15 protein-coding genes are annotated in these 14330 nt (G+C 67.4%); 4 read left to right on the top strand and 11 right to left on the bottom strand.

Features of this window, described 5'->3' with window-relative positions:
• Positions 1-9: 9 nt before the first annotated feature.
• Together BLQ49_RS22775 and BLQ49_RS29155 are read right to left on the bottom strand one after the other, a co-directional pair.
• Positions 10-423, bottom strand: a complete 414-nt coding sequence (locus BLQ49_RS22775) for a hypothetical protein (protein ID WP_244507725.1) — start codon at positions 421-423, stop codon at positions 10-12.
• Between the two features lie 32 nt (positions 424-455).
• The gene (locus tag BLQ49_RS29155; protein ID WP_143012296.1) at positions 456-1109 is read right to left on the bottom strand and encodes a hypothetical protein; all 654 of its coding nucleotides are present in this window, start codon (positions 1107-1109) and stop codon (positions 456-458) included.
• Between the two features lie 247 nt (positions 1110-1356).
• Here BLQ49_RS29155 and glyA point away from each other — a divergent pair, with 247 nt between their 5' ends.
• The 4 genes from glyA (at position 1357) to BLQ49_RS22795 (ending at position 5018) form a co-directional block, all read left to right on the top strand.
• Complete coding sequence (gene glyA / locus BLQ49_RS22780) at positions 1357-2661, top strand: serine hydroxymethyltransferase (protein ID WP_091720077.1); 1305 nt, start codon at positions 1357-1359, stop codon at positions 2659-2661.
• Between the two features lie 96 nt (positions 2662-2757).
• The gene (nrdR, locus tag BLQ49_RS22785) at positions 2758-3288 is read left to right on the top strand and encodes a transcriptional regulator NrdR (protein WP_091720079.1); all 531 of its coding nucleotides are present in this window, start codon (positions 2758-2760) and stop codon (positions 3286-3288) included.
• A complete protein-coding gene (ribD, locus tag BLQ49_RS22790) occupies positions 3285-4394 on the top strand; it encodes a bifunctional diaminohydroxyphosphoribosylaminopyrimidine deaminase/5-amino-6-(5-phosphoribosylamino)uracil reductase RibD (protein WP_091720082.1) in 1110 nt (369 codons plus the stop codon). The genes nrdR and ribD overlap by 4 nt, the downstream gene beginning before the upstream one ends.
• Before the next feature lie 3 nt (positions 4395-4397).
• Positions 4398-5018, top strand: a complete 621-nt coding sequence (locus BLQ49_RS22795) for a riboflavin synthase (protein ID WP_091720084.1) — start codon at positions 4398-4400, stop codon at positions 5016-5018.
• Positions 5019-5024: 6 nt separating this feature from the next.
• On the opposite strand, the gene BLQ49_RS22800 is transcribed toward BLQ49_RS22795, so the two are convergent.
• The 9 genes from BLQ49_RS22800 to BLQ49_RS22845 all read right to left on the bottom strand — a co-directional run bounded on the left by BLQ49_RS22800 (position 5025) and on the right by BLQ49_RS22845 (position 14254).
• Entirely contained in the window at positions 5025-5453 is a 429-nt protein-coding gene (locus BLQ49_RS22800) for a PaaI family thioesterase (RefSeq protein ID WP_091720087.1), read from the bottom strand.
• Between the two features lie 199 nt (positions 5454-5652).
• On the bottom strand, positions 5653-7224 hold the full coding sequence (locus BLQ49_RS22805) for a SpoVR family protein (RefSeq protein ID WP_091720089.1): 1572 nt from the start codon (positions 7222-7224) through the stop codon (positions 5653-5655).
• Positions 7225-7468: 244 nt separating this feature from the next.
• Positions 7469-8770, bottom strand: a complete 1302-nt coding sequence (locus BLQ49_RS22815; protein ID WP_091720094.1) for a YeaH/YhbH family protein — start codon at positions 8768-8770, stop codon at positions 7469-7471.
• A 181-nt stretch (positions 8771-8951) separates the two neighbouring features.
• On the bottom strand, positions 8952-10904 hold the full coding sequence (locus BLQ49_RS22820) for a PrkA family serine protein kinase (RefSeq protein ID WP_091720097.1): 1953 nt from the start codon (positions 10902-10904) through the stop codon (positions 8952-8954).
• A 219-nt stretch (positions 10905-11123) separates the two neighbouring features.
• Positions 11124-11567, bottom strand: a complete 444-nt coding sequence (locus tag BLQ49_RS22825; RefSeq protein WP_091720099.1) for an Ig-like domain-containing protein — start codon at positions 11565-11567, stop codon at positions 11124-11126.
• 132 nt (positions 11568-11699) lie between these two features.
• Positions 11700-12119 carry a hypothetical protein gene (locus BLQ49_RS22830; RefSeq protein ID WP_091720102.1) on the bottom strand — a complete coding sequence of 140 codons (420 nt, stop codon included), beginning with the start codon at positions 12117-12119 and terminating at the stop codon, positions 11700-11702.
• Positions 12120-12198: 79 nt separating this feature from the next.
• Positions 12199-12666 (bottom strand): MerR family transcriptional regulator, encoded by a 468-nt coding sequence (locus BLQ49_RS22835; protein WP_091720103.1) that lies wholly within the window; start codon positions 12664-12666, stop codon positions 12199-12201.
• A 104-nt stretch (positions 12667-12770) separates the two neighbouring features.
• Positions 12771-13091 (bottom strand): integration host factor subunit alpha, encoded by a 321-nt coding sequence (locus BLQ49_RS22840; protein WP_091720104.1) that lies wholly within the window; start codon positions 13089-13091, stop codon positions 12771-12773.
• Positions 13092-13246: 155 nt separating this feature from the next.
• Complete coding sequence (locus BLQ49_RS22845) at positions 13247-14254, bottom strand: beta-ketoacyl-ACP synthase III (RefSeq protein ID WP_208859097.1); 1008 nt, start codon at positions 14252-14254, stop codon at positions 13247-13249.
• Positions 14255-14330 lie beyond the last annotated feature (76 nt).

Genomic DNA, 14330 nt, shown 5'->3' on the forward strand with positions numbered 1-14330 from the left:
CGACCGGACTCAGCCGACCGACGGGCCACCTAATGACGCCTCCAGCCTCGCGACGCTGGCCAGTGTATCGTGAGCGTAGCGGACCGCGTCCTCGGCGGCGAGTAGGTTGCCTTCCTGTGGGTCGTAGGCGATGCCCTCCAATTGCTTTGCACACGCAGCAACCGCCATCCAAGTCCCGGCGCAACCTGCAAACGTGGCAAAGTAGAACGCGTAGACGCACGCCCATGGACCGCCGAACTCTATCTCGGGGTAAGTTTCTGTCAGATCCGAGAGTGGGATCACCGAGCACTCGAAACCCGCTTGGCGGCCCTGCCAGGTCGCCGGCAGGTAACCCTGCGTAGCCGGTGGAATTTGTTCGGCTTCGAGCGTCAGAGCGAAACCGAGCGCGTTGATGGCGGCCTGCCATTCGGCGAGGTCCGACATCTGCCGCCCACAAAGTGCGTAAGCTTCCATTGTCATGGGACAACAACCTTAAGAGTGACCATTAATCTGTGAAAGTTTTTCACCGAAATTCCACGACTCACGTGAATTTCTATCACTGGAACACTATCGTCTACGCCAGCCGCTTCGCGTAACTCGCGCGTACGGGCAGGCGTCAATCGTGCATTGCCGGTTTTGATATCCCAAATTGCTCTAATGGGCGCGGCAGCTGTCCGGCCGTCACGCAGGATCACGTCAGTGCGAACGCTGCCATCCAGACCGTAGCGTACGAGGTCCCCAGCGCTGAAACTTTGCTCAATGCCGTGCTTTCCAATGCCGGGCAGGTCTAGTTCACGTAACCGTGCAGCAACCTTTGCGTGAATCTCGATTCCGTAGAGGGCACCCCGACCAGAATCACTGCTCTCGATAACTTCTTTTAAAACATCGAGAATCTCTTCAGTCTTGCCATCGACCCGCGGATCGCCCGTCTGATCCTTCTGGGTAACGACGACACTTCCACTGCCGCCGCACCACCGGCCATCACAGCCCCGTGGCTGATCCTGCCTGAACCCAGCCTTGATCTCCAAAAAGCGCAAAGCAATGAAGGCGAGACTAAGCCTGACTTCGGCAATAGCGTAGTTCAAAGCCAGATCGCGATCATGACTGGGCATAGCAGCCTCGCCGACCATTTTGTTCACCTTTTATTTTATGATTTTTTTCCTTATGTCAAGCGATTCGGCACGTTGCTAGGACGATCAGCCGATCATCAGCCGGCGGCTTCAGGCCTCTGACCTGCGACAAATTATTCTTGGGCGCGGTCCAAAATGCCTGCGCTTGGCCTGAGGGTTAGGCCCGTGTAGAAATCCGCGTTCGAACGCCCGCCCGTGCACGCCGACGAAAGGCCGGGCATCGCCCCTACCAGAACAGAGGCAGACCATGAGCGCCGGTACCGCCGCCGACAAGCACTTCTCCAACAGCTTCTTCGCCGCCCCGCTGACCGAGGCCGATCCCGAGATCGCCGAGGCGGTGGCCAAGGAGCTCGGCCGGCAGCAGCACGAGATCGAGCTGATCGCCTCGGAGAACATCGTCTCCCGCGCCGTGCTGGAGGCCCAGGGCTCGGTGCTGACCAACAAGTACGCCGAGGGTTATCCGGGCCGGCGCTACTACGGCGGCTGCCAGTTCGTGGACATCGCCGAGGATCTCGCCATCGAGCGCGCCAAGCGCCTGTTCGATTGCGGCTTCGCCAACGTGCAGCCGAATTCCGGCTCCCAGGCCAACCAGGGCGTGTTCCTGGCCCTGATGCAGCCCGGCGACACCTTCCTCGGCCTCGACCTCGCGGCCGGCGGCCACCTGACGCACGGCGCCCCGCCGAACGTCTCGGGCAAGTGGTTCAAGCCGGTCTCCTACACGGTGCGCCGCGACGACCAGCGGATCGACATGGAGCAGGTCGCCCAGCTCGCACAGGAGCACAAGCCGAAGGTGATCATCGCCGGCGGCTCGGGCTACCCGCGCCACTGGGACTTCGCCAAGTTCCGGGAGATCGCCGACTCGGTCGGCGCCTACTTCATGGTCGATGCCGCCCACTTCGCCGGGCTGATCGCGGCCGGCGTGCATCCGTCGCCGTTCCCGCACGCCCATGTCGTGACCACCACGACGCACAAGACGCTCCGCGGCCCGCGCGGCGGCATGATCCTCACCAACGACGAGGCGCTCGCCAAGAAGTTCAACTCGGCGATCTTCCCCGGCCTCCAGGGTGGCCCGCTGATGCACGTCATCGCCGGCAAGGCCGTGGCCTTCGGCGAGGCGCTGAAGCCCGAGTTCAAGATCTACGCCCGTCAGGTGGTAGAGAACGCCAAGGCGCTCGCCGACACGCTGATGTCGGGCGGCTACGACATCACCTCGGGCGGCACCGACAACCACCTGATGCTGGTCGATCTCCAGCGGAAGGGCCTGACCGGCAAGGCGGCGGAAGCCGCGCTTTCGCGGGCCGACATCACCTGCAACAAGAACGGCGTGCCGTTCGACACGCAGAAGCCGACCATCACGTCGGGCATCCGGCTCGGCACCCCGGCCGGCACGTCGCGCGGCTTCGGCGTCGCCGAGTTCAAGCAGATCGGCGGCTTCATCGTCGAGGTGCTGGACGGGCTCGTGGCCAAGGGAGAGGCGGGCGACAGCGCAGTCGAGGCCGACGTCAAGACCCGCGTCCACGCGCTGACCGACCGGTTCCCGATCTACGGCTGAGACCTGAAGGGGCCGGCCTTCCGGCCCGGCCATGCGTAGTCTAGGAAACGGCCGCGGATCGATCCGCGGCCGTTTCCATGTCCGAGTACCCCAACCATGCGGTGTCCCTATTGCGGCGGCTCCGAGACCCAGGTGAAGGACTCGCGGCCCTCCGAGGACGGCGCCGCGATCCGGCGCCGCCGGGTCTGCCCGGACTGTGCCGGACGCTTCACCACCTTCGAGCGGGTGCAGCTGCGCGAGGTCGTGGTGCTCAAGCGCTCGGGCAAGCGCGTGCCCTTCGACCGGGACAAGCTCCAGCGCTCGATCGACGTGGCCCTGCGCAAGCGCTCCGTCGATCCGGAACGGGTCGAGCGGCTGATCAGCGGCATCACCCGGCAGCTCGAGAGCGCGGGTGAGCCGGAGGTGACCTCCGAGGCGATCGGCGAGCTGGTGATGGCGGCGCTCAAGGGCCTCGACGACGTCGCCTATGTGCGCTTCGCCTCGGTCTACAAGAATTTCCGTGAGGCCAAGGATTTCGAGGACCTGCTCGGGACCCTCGGCGAGGGCCCCCTGCTGACGGCGGCCACACCGGATCCGGAGGGCGAGCCGGAGCCCGAGCCACCACGCCGCCGCGCCGGACGCGCATGAGCGACGACCCGAATTTCATGCGCCTCGCTTTGGCGCTGGGCCGGCGGGGCCTCGGCACCACCTGGCCGAACCCATCGGTGGGCGCCGTCGTGGTCGAGCCCGGCACGGGGCGCATCCTCGGGACCGGGGCGACAGCGCCCGGCGGCCGTCCGCACGGGGAGCCCCTGGCGCTCGCCGCCGCCGGGGAGGCTGCCCGGGGCGCGACCCTCTACGTCACGCTCGAACCCTGCTCGCATCACGGCCGGACGCCGCCCTGCACCAACGCGATCCTGGCGGCCGGGATCGCCCGGGTGGTTAGCGCCCTGGAGGATCCCGACCCACGGGTGGCCGGCCGCGGCTACGATCTGCTGCGCCAGGGGGGCGTGGCAGTCGAGACCGGGCTGCTGCAGGATCAGGCGGCGCGCGACCATATTGGCCACGTCACCCGGGTGACCCGGGGCCGCCCGGCCGTCCACCTCAAGCTCGCCCGCACCCGCGACGGCTTCTGCGCGTCCGCCGGCCCGGAGCGCCTGCGGATCACCGGACCGGTGGCGGACGGGGCGGTCCATCTCTGGCGCGCCCATGCCGACGCGATCCTGATCGGCATCGGCACCGCCCGGGCCGACGATCCGTCGCTGACGGTGCGGCTGCCGGGGCTCTCCGGCCGTTCGCCCCTGCGGATCGTGCTCGACACGCATCTGCGGCTCTCGCCCGCCAGCGTGCTGGCCCGGACCGCCCGCGACACGCCGACCCTGGTGCTCACCACCCGCTCCGCCCCGGCCCATGCCCGCCGGGCCCTGGAGGCCTTGGGCGTCGAGGTCGCGACCGTTCCGGTGGATGCGGCCGGCAGCATCGATCTGCCCGCCGCCCTGGCGCATCTGGGCGAGCGCGGCCTGACCCGCCTGTGCAGCGAGGGCGGCCCCCGCCTTGCAGAGGCGCTAGCGCAGGCCGATCTGATCGATACCTGCACGCTGGTCACCGGGCCGGTCGAACTGGGATCGGCGGGTGGCCTTCCGGCGCTGGGGCCAGCCCTGATGCAAGCCCTGGCGGGTGATCGCTTCCGTGAGGCCGAGCGGTCGCAGCTCGGCCCCGACGAGGCTGTGACCTACGAACGCAACAGGATCTGAGCGATGTTCACGGGGTTGGTCAGCGACGTCGGTACGGTGGTCTCAGTCGCGGGGGACGGCGATCTGCGCCGGATCGCCATTCGCGCCTCCTACGATCCCGCCAGCATCGCGCTCGGCGCCTCGATCGCCTGTTCCGGTCCGTGCCTCACGGCGGTGTCGATCGAGCCGGCCGAGGATGGCTGCGTCTTCGCGGTGGATGCCGCCGCCGAGACCCTGGCGCGCACCACAGTCGGCGCGTGGACGACCGGCACGCGGATCAACCTCGAACGCTCGCTCAAGATCGGCGACGAACTCGGCGGCCATCTGGTGACCGGTCACGTCGACGGCCTCGCCGAGATCGTGGAGCGCACGAGCGTCACGGCGGATGCCTGGGGCGCCAGCGAGCGCTTCACCCTGCGGGCGCCGTCCGCACTGAAAAAATTCATCGCCGAGAAGGGCTCGGTCTGCCTCGATGGCACCTCGCTCACCGTGAATGCGGTCGAGGACGACCTGTTCTCGGTGCTGCTGATCCCGCACACGCTGCAGGTCACCACCTGGGGCGAGCGGCGACAGGGGGACCGGCTCAACCTGGAGGTCGATCTGATCGCCCGCTACGCCGCCCGGCTCGCCGAGGCGCGGGCCTGATCGCGCTCAGCGCGGCGGGATCGAGTAGGTCCCGGTGGCATGGCAGACGAGATCCGGGCTGCCCGCAGCGGTGATCAGCACCTCGCCCACCGCGAGCCGCCGACCGAGCTTGAAGAGCCGGCACTCCGCCAGGAGATCGCCCGAGGCGGGCTTGCGCAGGAAGTTGAAGGTCAGGCTCGTGGTCACGGCGAGCGCCACCGGGCCGATATTGGCGAGGATCGCTGCGTAGAGGGCGTAGTCGGCGAGCGCCATCATGGCCGGCCCCGAGACGGTCGCGCCGGGGCGCAGGAAGCGCTCATGGGCTTCGAGCCGCATCCGCGCCGAGAGCGGACCGACCTCCTCAAGATGATAGGCGCGGCCGCCCGCCTGCATCTGCGGGAATTCGCGATCGAGGAAGTCCTGCGTTTCGGCGAGGGTCAGAACTGTCGTGGTCATGCGTGCTTGCAACAGGATCGACGCCGTGGGGCAACCACGCTGATCCCACCCTCCACCTCATCCTGAGGTGCCGGACCGCAGCGCAGGCCTCGAAGGAGCCCGCCAGAGATCGCGCGTCTTCTGGAGCCCTCCCGAGGCCCGCTGACGCGGGTACCTCACGATGAGGGGCGTGGGTTGGAAGATCGTCTCACCGCCCCGCTCAGAAAAAGATCGGCCGCGCGCTGGCGGTGATCTCGCCGAGCACCGTGCCGGTGGCCGGCTCGATCTCCTTGAGGATCACGTCGTAACCCCAGAGGTCGGCGAGGTGCTGGAGCACCCGCTTGGCGTCGTCCTTCTGCAGGGTGATCTTGTTGATCGCCTTGTGGTGCAGGATCAGGCGCCGATCGCCCTCCAGGTCCACGTCCACGACTTCGATGTCGGGATCGAGCCACGCCACATCGTACTGCCGCGCGAAGGCCCGGCGGAGCTTGCGATAGCCGCGCTCGTCGTGGATTGCCTCGACCCGCAATTCCGGCTCCTCGGGGTCGTCGATGACGTGGAACAGGCGCAGGTCGCGCATCAGTTTGGGCGACAGGAATTGTTGGATGAAGCTCTCGTCCCGATAATTCTCCCAGCAGTCGCGCAGCACCGCCATGGCGTCGCCGGTGCCGGCAATCTCCGGGAACCACGCGCGGTCCTCATCGCTCGGCTTCTCCACGATGCGGGCGATGTCCTGCATCATCGCGAAGCCGATCGCGTAGGGGTTATGGCCACCATAGGAGCGGTCGTCGTAGTTCGGCTGCCGGATGACGTTGGTGTGCGATTGCAGGAATTCGAGATAGGCCGCCTCGGTGATCTGCCCGGATTCCGACAGGGCGTTCATGATCCGGTAGTGGCAGTAGGTGGCGCAGCCCTCATTCATCACCTTGGTCTGGCGCTGCGGGTAGAAATACTGCGCCACCAAGCGGACGATGCGCAGGATTTCCCGCTGCCAGGGGCGCAGACGGGGCGCTGCTTTCTCCAGGAAGTACAGGATATTCTCCTGCGGCAGTTCGAGCAGGGCCTTGCGCCGCTCGACGGCCGCATCCGGACGCGCCGCACCGGTCTTCTGCGGCAGGGTGCGCCAGAGGTCGTTGTAGATCTGCTCGCCGTGCTCGATCCGTTCGCGCTCGCGCCGCTGCTCGGAGGCGAGATCCGGCCGCTTCTTGCGGGGGTAGCGGTGGACGCCCTGGCTCATCAGGGCGTGGGCGGCGTCGAGCACCTGCTCCACCGCCTGATGGCCGTAGCGCTCCTCGCAGCGGGCGATGAAGCCTTTCGCAAAATCCAGGTAGTCCAGAATGCCTTCGGCGTCGGTCCACTGCCGGAACAGGTAGTTGTTCTTGAAGAAGTGGTTGTGGCCGAAGGCGGCGTGCGCGATGACCAGCGTCTGCATGGTCGCCGTGTTCTCCTCCATCACGTAGGAGATGCACGGGTCGGAGTTGATGACGATCTCGTAGGCGAGCCCCATCAGGCCGCGGCGGTAGCCGGCCTCGTGCTGGGCGAAGTGCTTGCCGAACGACCAATGCTTGTAGAACAGCGGCATGCCAATCGACGCGTAGGCGTCGAGCATCTGCTCGGCCGTGATGATCTCGATCTGGTTCGGATACCACGACAGGCCGAGCTGCGGCCCCGCCACCGCCTCGCAGGCGTCGTGGATGCGGCGGATCGTGTCGAAATCCCAGTCGTTGCCGGTGAACAGGGGTTTCTGGTTGCCGGAGATGATCTGGGGTGTGCGTGCCTTGACGAGCGTCATGCGGCCTCCCGATCGACCGAAGCGTATGGCGTATCCCCGCGGGACGGGACCCCCCTCCCCCCTCTGCGGGGGAGGGGGGGCCTCGCATTAGCGAGGGTCGGGAGAGGGGAGCGACGGTGCAGAAACAGGCTCAGGGCCCCATGCAGGCCGCGCCCCTTCCGGAAGCCAGGTTCCCCTCTCCCCCCCTGCTGCGCAGGGTACCCTCCCCCGCAGAGGGGGGAGGGAGAAGCGGCGCGGGTCATCGTCACGCCTCCGCCTCGGCGCGCGCGTCCTTGCGGCCGAACAGCTCGCGGAAGACCGGATAGATCTCCCGACGGTGATTGACCTTACGCATCGCGATAGGCCCACCCGCCTTGGCGATCGCCTCGTAGGTCCGCCACAGGGTGGTGCGGTGCTCCACGAAGCCGGCGCGCGGGCCGTTCTCGTCGCCCACCTCCAGATAGGCGAAGTGTTGGCAGGCCGGCAGGATGTGCGAGCGCAGGAGCTCCGTCGAGGTCGGCCCGTCCGAGGAGACGTTGTCGCCGTCCGAGGCCTGGGCGGCGTAGATGTTCCAGTCGTTCGGATCGTAGCGCTCGGCGATGATGCGCTTCATCTCGACCAGGGCCGACGACACCAGCGTGCCACCGGTCTCCCGGGAGCCGAAGAAGGTCTCCTCGTCCACCTCGGTCGCCCGATCGGTATGGCGGATGAACACGATCTCGACGTGCCGGTAGCGGCGCGTCAGGAAGATGTGCAGCAGGATGTAGAACCGCTTGGCGAGGTCCTTCATGTGCTCGGTCATCGAGCCGGACACGTCCATCAGGCAGAACATCACGGCCTGCGCGATCGGCCGCGGATAGGGCTCGAACCGGCGGAAGCGCAGGTCGATCGGATCGACATAGGGGATGCGCTTCGCGCGCTCGCGCAGCTTCAGCAGCGCCTGCTCCAGATCGAGCCGCGCGGGATCCCCCTCCTCCAGCGCCGCGAGCTGGGTCTCCAGGGCCGCCACCTCGTCGGGCTTCGGCCGTTTGAGGGCGATGCGCCGGGACATCGAGTTGCGTAAGGTCCGGGTGAGCGCGAGGTTCGCGGGCGAGCCCGTCACCGTGTAGCCGGCCCGGCGCAGCCCTTCCGTCTCCACCACCGCCAGCCGCCGCTTGGCCAGATCCGGCAGTTCCAGATCCTCGAGGAACAGCTCCAGAAACTCCTCGCGGGTGAGCACGAAGCGGAACGCGTCCTCGCTGTTCTCGCCCCCCTCCCCGCCCTCGCCGGAGCCGCGCCCACCGCCGCCGCCCGGCGGACGCTCGATCGTGTCGCCCTCCACGTAGGTCTTGTTGCCGGGCAGGATGTGGTCCTGCAGGCCGGTGCCGGGCTGGCGGGAGAAGCGCGGCTCGCGCACGCCGTCGGCCGGCACGGTCACGCGGCCGTCCTTGCCTAGATCCTTGATGTCCTTCTCGCGGGCGGATTCGCGCACCGCCCGCTGGGCCACGTCCTTGACGCGGCGCAGGAAGCGCTGGCGGTTGGGGAGGCTCTTGCCGCCCGGGTTCAAACGTCGGTCGACGATGTGCATCCGCTGCGAAAACCCTCGTCCGCGTGTGCCGGCCGGGTCCCGACCCTTGTCGTACCATGCTGTTGCGGAAGGAATGGATCCCTCCTGTGCAGCAAGGCCGATATGCTCACCGGCCGGTCGTCCGAAACTGTGGCGGCGGAGGGTCGGAACGGGGCCCGGTTAAACCGGACCCCGTCGCCCCTCAGCCGGCCTGCTTCACCCGCATGTACCATTCCACCAGGCGGCGGACCTGCCGCTCGGTGTAGCCGCGCGCCACCATGCGCTCGACGAACTCGCCGTGCTTCTTCTCAGTGTCGCCGTCCTTCTTGGAGCCGAAGGAGATCACCGGCAGCAGTTCCTCCACCTGGGAGAACATCCGCCGCTCGATCACCTCGCGCAGCTTCTCGTAGGAGGTCCAGCTCGGGTTGCGCCCGCCGTGCTGCGCCCGGGAGCGCAGGGCGAACTTCACCACCTCGTTGCGGAAGTCCTTCGGGTTGGCGATGCCGGCCGGCTTCTCGATCTTGGTCAGCTCCTGGTTCAGGAGCTCGCGGTTCATGAGCTGGCCGGTCTCGGCGTCCTTGAAGTCCTGATCCTCGATCCAGGCATCGGCGTAGTCGATGTACCGGTCGAACAGGTTCTGCCCGTAATCGTGGTACGATTCGAGATAGGCCTTCTGGATTTCGTGACCGATGAACTCCGCGTAGCGCGGGGCCAGTTCGGTCTTGATGAATTCCAGGTACTTCTTCTCGGTCTCCGGCGGCAGCTGCTCGCGCTTGAGCGACTGCTCCAGCACGTACATCAGGTGCACCGGGTCGGCCGAGACCTCGGTGGTGTCGTGGTTGAAGGTCGCGGCCAGGACCTTGAAGGCGAAGCGGGTCGAGATCCCGTCCATGCCCTCATCGACGCCGGCCGTGTCCTTGTATTCCTGCATCGAGCGGGCGCGGGGATCGACCTCGCGCAAGCTCTCCCCGTCATAGACCCGCATCTTCGAGAACGCGTTGGAGTTCGCGTGCTCGCGCAGGCGGGAGAGCACGGAGAACCGCGCCAGCATCTCCAGCGTGCCGGGCGCGCAAGCCGCATCCGACAGTTCCGAGCCGGAGATCAGCTTCTCGTAGATCCGCTGCTCCTCGGTGACGCGCAGGCAGTACGGGACCTTGATCACGTAGATCCGGTCGATGAAGGCCTCGTTGTTCTTGTTGGTCTTGAACGACTGCCACTCGGCCTCGTTCGAGTGGGCCAGGATCACGCCGGTGAAGGGAATCGCGCCGATATTCTCGGTGCCGACGTAGTTGCCCTCCTGCGTCGCAGTGAGCAGGGGGTGCAGCATCTTGATCGGCGCCTTGAACATCTCGACGAATTCGAGGATGCCCTGGTTCGCCCGGTTCAGGCCGCCCGAATACGAGTAGGCGTCGGGATCGGCCTGCGACAGGGTCTCCAGCCGGCGGATATCGACCTTGCCGACGAGCGAGGAGATGTCCTGGTTGTTCTCATCGCCCGGCTCGGTCTTGGCGATGGCGATCTGGCGCAGGCGCGAAGGCCGGACCTTGATCACCTTGAAGCGCGAGATGTCGCCGTTGAACTCGTCGAGGCGCTTGAGCGCCCAGGGGCTCATCAGGCCGGTGAGCCGCCGGCGTGGGACACCGTAGCGCTTCTGGATCTCCTCACCCATCGTGTCGGGGTCGAACAACCCGAGCGGGCTCTCGAAGACCGGCGAGACCTCGTCCCCGGCCTTCAGGACGTAGACCGGGTGGACCTCCATCAGGAGCTTCAGCCGCTCGGCGAGCGACGACTTGCCGCCGCCCACGGGGCCGAGCAGATAGAGGATCTGCTTGCGTTCCTCCAAGCCCTGCGCGGCGTGGCGGAAGAACGAGACGATCCGCTCGATCGTCTCCTCCATCCCGTAGAATTCGCGGAAGGCGGGATAAGTCCGGATCGTCCGGTTCATGAAGATCCGGCCGAGGCGCGAATCCTTGGATGTGTCGACGAATTCGGGCTCGCCGATCGCCGCCAGGATGCGCTCGGCAGCCGAGGCGTACATCAGCGGTTCGTCGCGACAGGCCTCGAGATACTCGGAGAGCGTCATCTCCGTGTCGCGGCGAGCCTCATAGCCTCGGGCGAAGCTCTGGAAAAGGTCGTTCGTCGCATGCATCGGCATTCGATAACCCTCTCAGACCGTGACAGCTTCATCCTGTCTCGGCTTGGATGCAACCGACAGGCCCGCTTTTGTCGCAGTGCGGCGAGCATGTCGCCCGGCATGTCGATTGCATGCAACACTCCCCACGTCTGAGGGCGGCACAGACGAGAATCTGTGCCGCCCTCAGACACATGTCGAGAGCTGCAAAACTGCGCAGACGCCGCGGATGTTCGCCGCGACTCACAAATCGGTGCCCTCTTTCTTGGCATCGTCTCCGGATTTGGCACCGCTTCCACCAACCGTGATTTTGACGGTCTGCGTCTGGACTTGCCCGTCGGAGGCCTTCACCTCGAAGGTGACTTCATCGGTGCCGGTAAAGCCGGCATTGGGCTGGTAGAACAACGCCTGAACCGCGGCCTCCTTGTTGGGGCAGCGGTAGCTTGCCGGGGTCTTCAGCTTGCCGACCTTGGTGATCACCGAGCCGTTCTTCGGCGGCCCGGAGATCTTGAACTCGGGCATCGGGCCGGGCGAGCAATCCTTCTTGAGATTGGGGGCGATCTCAAGCCGCACCGTCTTGCCGGGGGCAACGGTCTTGGATCGGCTCGCCGGACTTTCGGCCAGCGCCGGCCCGGCCAAGGCCAGACTCCCTGCGAGCAGCGCGGCGAGCGGACGAAGGGCGATCATGACAGCGTCTCTCCGGTGCCGAGGCGGGCGCGATCTCCGGAGGCCGCTCCGGGTGCCCCTTCCGTCGGTGCAATGCATGTGGGGACGCCCGACGCAGGCGTCGAGGGCCAAGCGACACGGATGGGGTGGTGTTTAATTCTGAAGCACCGCCGCCACGATCCCGGTGACGCGGGCGATCTGCGCATCGTCGAACTCGCCCGCCAGGGCGGCACTCAGGCGTGCCTCCACGCGGGCGCGCTCCCCGGCATCGGCAATGGGGACGGGCGGGATCTCATCCTCGGCGAGGCGGCAGACCCGGCGAATCGCCTCCGCGGCCGAGAGCAGCTTCTCCCGGTCGGCGGGCCCCATGTCCCAGAGAGGATTGCGCAGACGGCTGATGACGCGCTTCGCGTCGCGGTATTCGCGATCGACGGTGGTGGCGGCCTCGATCTGGCTGACGAGGAACATGAGTTCGAGGATCTCGCCAGCCGCATCCGGGCAGGTGCGGACGATCCGCATGATACGGGCCATCAGTTCCTGGCTGGGCGACAGCTTGGATCGGGACGTGGCCATGCGGGCGACAACGCGGGGTCCGGACGAAAAGTTCGCCTGCCCCTTGCAAGGGTTTTGCCGCGCGCCCGGGCCCCGCGCGTCAGGCTTCCGGCTCGGGGGGAACGCTGAGGCTGTCCAGCAGGGCGCGGCAGGCGCGCATCTCCGCCAGGGCCGCCGCCAGGGCGGCGCGGTCCGGATCCCCGAAGGCGACGGATTCCGGCTCCCCCTCCTGGGCGAGGGGGGCGGCCGCCACGGCCTCGCCGCGGCCCACCGCCTGGACGAAGCGGACGCCGTTCTCCTTGAGCACCCGCTGCGCCCCCGCGATCGTGTAGCGCTGCACGTGCAGGAGTTGCCGGATGCCGGCGACGAGCTCCACATCCTGCGGCCGGTAGTAGCGGCGGCCCCCTGCCCGCTTCACCGGACGGATCTGACCGAACCGGGTCTCCCAGAAGCGCAGCACGTGCTGAGGGACATCGAGTTCCTCGGCGACCTCGCTGATCGTCCGGAACGCGTGGGCGCTCTTCTCACCGGTCTCGGCGGGCTGTTCGACGGCGAGGGCTGACGACATGATGGTCCGGCGGATCGGTTCGAGACGGCGCGATCTTGCCGGGTCGCGGGGCCGGGCTCAAGCCTTGCCGGCGCAGGAATGTCGCAGCGTGTCGAAAACAGCCCTCACTCGTCGTCGTGGCTGTCCGCGCCGTTGAGGCCGTTGATCTTGGCCTTGAGCACGTTCGAGGGCTTGAACACCATCACCTGTCGCGGCTCGATCGCCACCTCGACGCCGGTCTTGGGATTGCGGCCGACGCGCTTGCCCTTGCTGCGCACCACGAAGGAGCCGAACGAGGACAGCTTCACCGTCTCGCCGCTCGCCAGACAGCTGCAGATCTCCGACAGCACCGTCTCGACGAGGGCGGCTGACTCGGTCCGTGACAGGCCCACCTGATGGTAGACGGCCTCGCTCAAGTCGGCGCGCGTCACCGTCTTGCCTGCCATGCCGTCTCCCCTCGCCCACGTCTCTCGTCCCATGGCATCGGGCGCGGCGAACGTGGCCGCACCGGATGCTGAAGACGTATCCCTATGATCCGGCACGCTAATCGGCGCTGGGTCCCCGGTCAACCGCGCGGGCGCAACGAATTGTTTCGGGCCTGTTACCAGCGGATCAGCGCCGCGCCCCAGCTGAAGCCGCCGCCGATCGCCTCGATCATCACCAGATCGCCCTTCCGGATGCGCCCGTCCCGGCGGGCTACATCGAGGGCCAGCGGGATCGAGGCCGCCGAGGTGTTGCCGTGGCGATCCACCGTCAGCACGATCTTCTCGCGGGCGATCCCGAGCTTGTCGGCCGAGGCCTCGATGATCCGCCGGTTGGCCTGATGGGGCACGAACCACGTCAGGTCGTCGGCCGTCAGCCCCGCCTGCGCGAAGGCCTCGACAATCACGTCGGTGACCTGCCCCACGGCGAAGCGGAACACGTCGCGCCCCTCCATGCGCAGGTGCCCCACGGTGCCGGTGGAGCCCGGGCCGCCGTTGACGTACAGCTTCTCGCGGTGCCGCCCGTCCGAGCGCAGGCTGCTGCTGAGCACGCCCTGGCCCTCCGCGTCGTCCCGCGCCTCCAGCACGATCGCCCCGGCCCCGTCGCCGAACAGCACGCAGGTGGTGCGATCCTCCCAGTCGAGGATCCGGGAGAACGTCTCCGCCCCGATCACCAGCGCCCGGCGGGCCGCCCCGGTGGTCAGGAACTTGTCGGCGGTGGAGACCCCGAAGACGAAGCCGGCGCAGACCGCCTGCAGGTCGAAGGCCGCCCCCTGGCCGATGCCGAGGGCCGCCTGGATCTGCGTGGCGGTCGCCGGGAAGGTGTGGTCCGGCGTCGAGGTCGCGCAGATCACGAGGTCGATGTCGTCCCCGGTCAGCCCAGCATCGTCGAGCGCCGCCCGGGCGGCGCGGGCTCCGAGCACCGAGGTGGTCTCGCCGGGCGCCGCGATGTGGCGCTGGCGGATTCCCGTGCGCTGGACGATCCATTCGTCGGAGGTATCGACCCGCTCGGCGAGATCGGCGTTGGTCACCACCTGTTCGGGCAGGCACGAGCCGGTCCCGACCACCACCGAGCGCAACGGAGGCACGCGCCGGCTCTGGTCGGGGTCAGTGCGGAGGGTTGCCATCTGTGTCCTTCCCGGACTGCGCCAACATCACCCCCTTCAGGTGTGGCGCTGGAGCAGTCCGTTTCCATCCTGAACG

The organism is Methylobacterium phyllostachyos (assembly GCF_900103445.1).
GTDB lineage: Bacteria > Pseudomonadota > Alphaproteobacteria > Rhizobiales > Beijerinckiaceae > Methylobacterium > Methylobacterium phyllostachyos.

Excerpts from the sequence above, each read along its gene's own strand:
- BLQ49_RS22775 (WP_244507725.1), bottom strand. The coding sequence starts at position 423 with ATGTCGGACCTCGCCGAATGGCAGGCCGCCATCAACGCGCTCGGTTTC.
- ribD (WP_091720082.1), top strand. The coding sequence starts at position 3,285 with ATGAGCGACGACCCGAATTTCATGCGCCTCGCTTTGGCGCTGGGCCGG.
- BLQ49_RS22830 (WP_091720102.1), bottom strand. The coding sequence starts at position 12,119 with ATGGCCACGTCCCGATCCAAGCTGTCGCCCAGCCAGGAACTGATGGCC.
- BLQ49_RS22820 (WP_091720097.1), bottom strand. The coding sequence starts at position 10,904 with ATGCCGATGCATGCGACGAACGACCTTTTCCAGAGCTTCGCCCGAGGC.
- nrdR (WP_091720079.1), top strand. The coding sequence starts at position 2,758 with ATGCGGTGTCCCTATTGCGGCGGCTCCGAGACCCAGGTGAAGGACTCG.
- BLQ49_RS22805 (WP_091720089.1), bottom strand. The coding sequence starts at position 7,224 with ATGACGCTCGTCAAGGCACGCACACCCCAGATCATCTCCGGCAACCAG.
- BLQ49_RS22840 (WP_091720104.1), bottom strand. The coding sequence starts at position 13,091 with ATGGCAGGCAAGACGGTGACGCGCGCCGACTTGAGCGAGGCCGTCTAC.
- BLQ49_RS22825 (WP_091720099.1), bottom strand. The coding sequence starts at position 11,567 with ATGATCGCCCTTCGTCCGCTCGCCGCGCTGCTCGCAGGGAGTCTGGCC.
- BLQ49_RS22815 (WP_091720094.1), bottom strand. The coding sequence starts at position 8,770 with ATGCACATCGTCGACCGACGTTTGAACCCGGGCGGCAAGAGCCTCCCC.
- BLQ49_RS22795 (WP_091720084.1), top strand. The coding sequence starts at position 4,398 with ATGTTCACGGGGTTGGTCAGCGACGTCGGTACGGTGGTCTCAGTCGCG.
- BLQ49_RS22800 (WP_091720087.1), bottom strand. The coding sequence starts at position 5,453 with ATGACCACGACAGTTCTGACCCTCGCCGAAACGCAGGACTTCCTCGAT.
- glyA (WP_091720077.1), top strand. The coding sequence starts at position 1,357 with ATGAGCGCCGGTACCGCCGCCGACAAGCACTTCTCCAACAGCTTCTTC.
- BLQ49_RS22845 (WP_208859097.1), bottom strand. The coding sequence starts at position 14,254 with ATGGCAACCCTCCGCACTGACCCCGACCAGAGCCGGCGCGTGCCTCCG.
- BLQ49_RS22835 (WP_091720103.1), bottom strand. The coding sequence starts at position 12,666 with ATGTCGTCAGCCCTCGCCGTCGAACAGCCCGCCGAGACCGGTGAGAAG.
- BLQ49_RS29155 (WP_143012296.1), bottom strand. The coding sequence starts at position 1,109 with ATGGTCGGCGAGGCTGCTATGCCCAGTCATGATCGCGATCTGGCTTTG.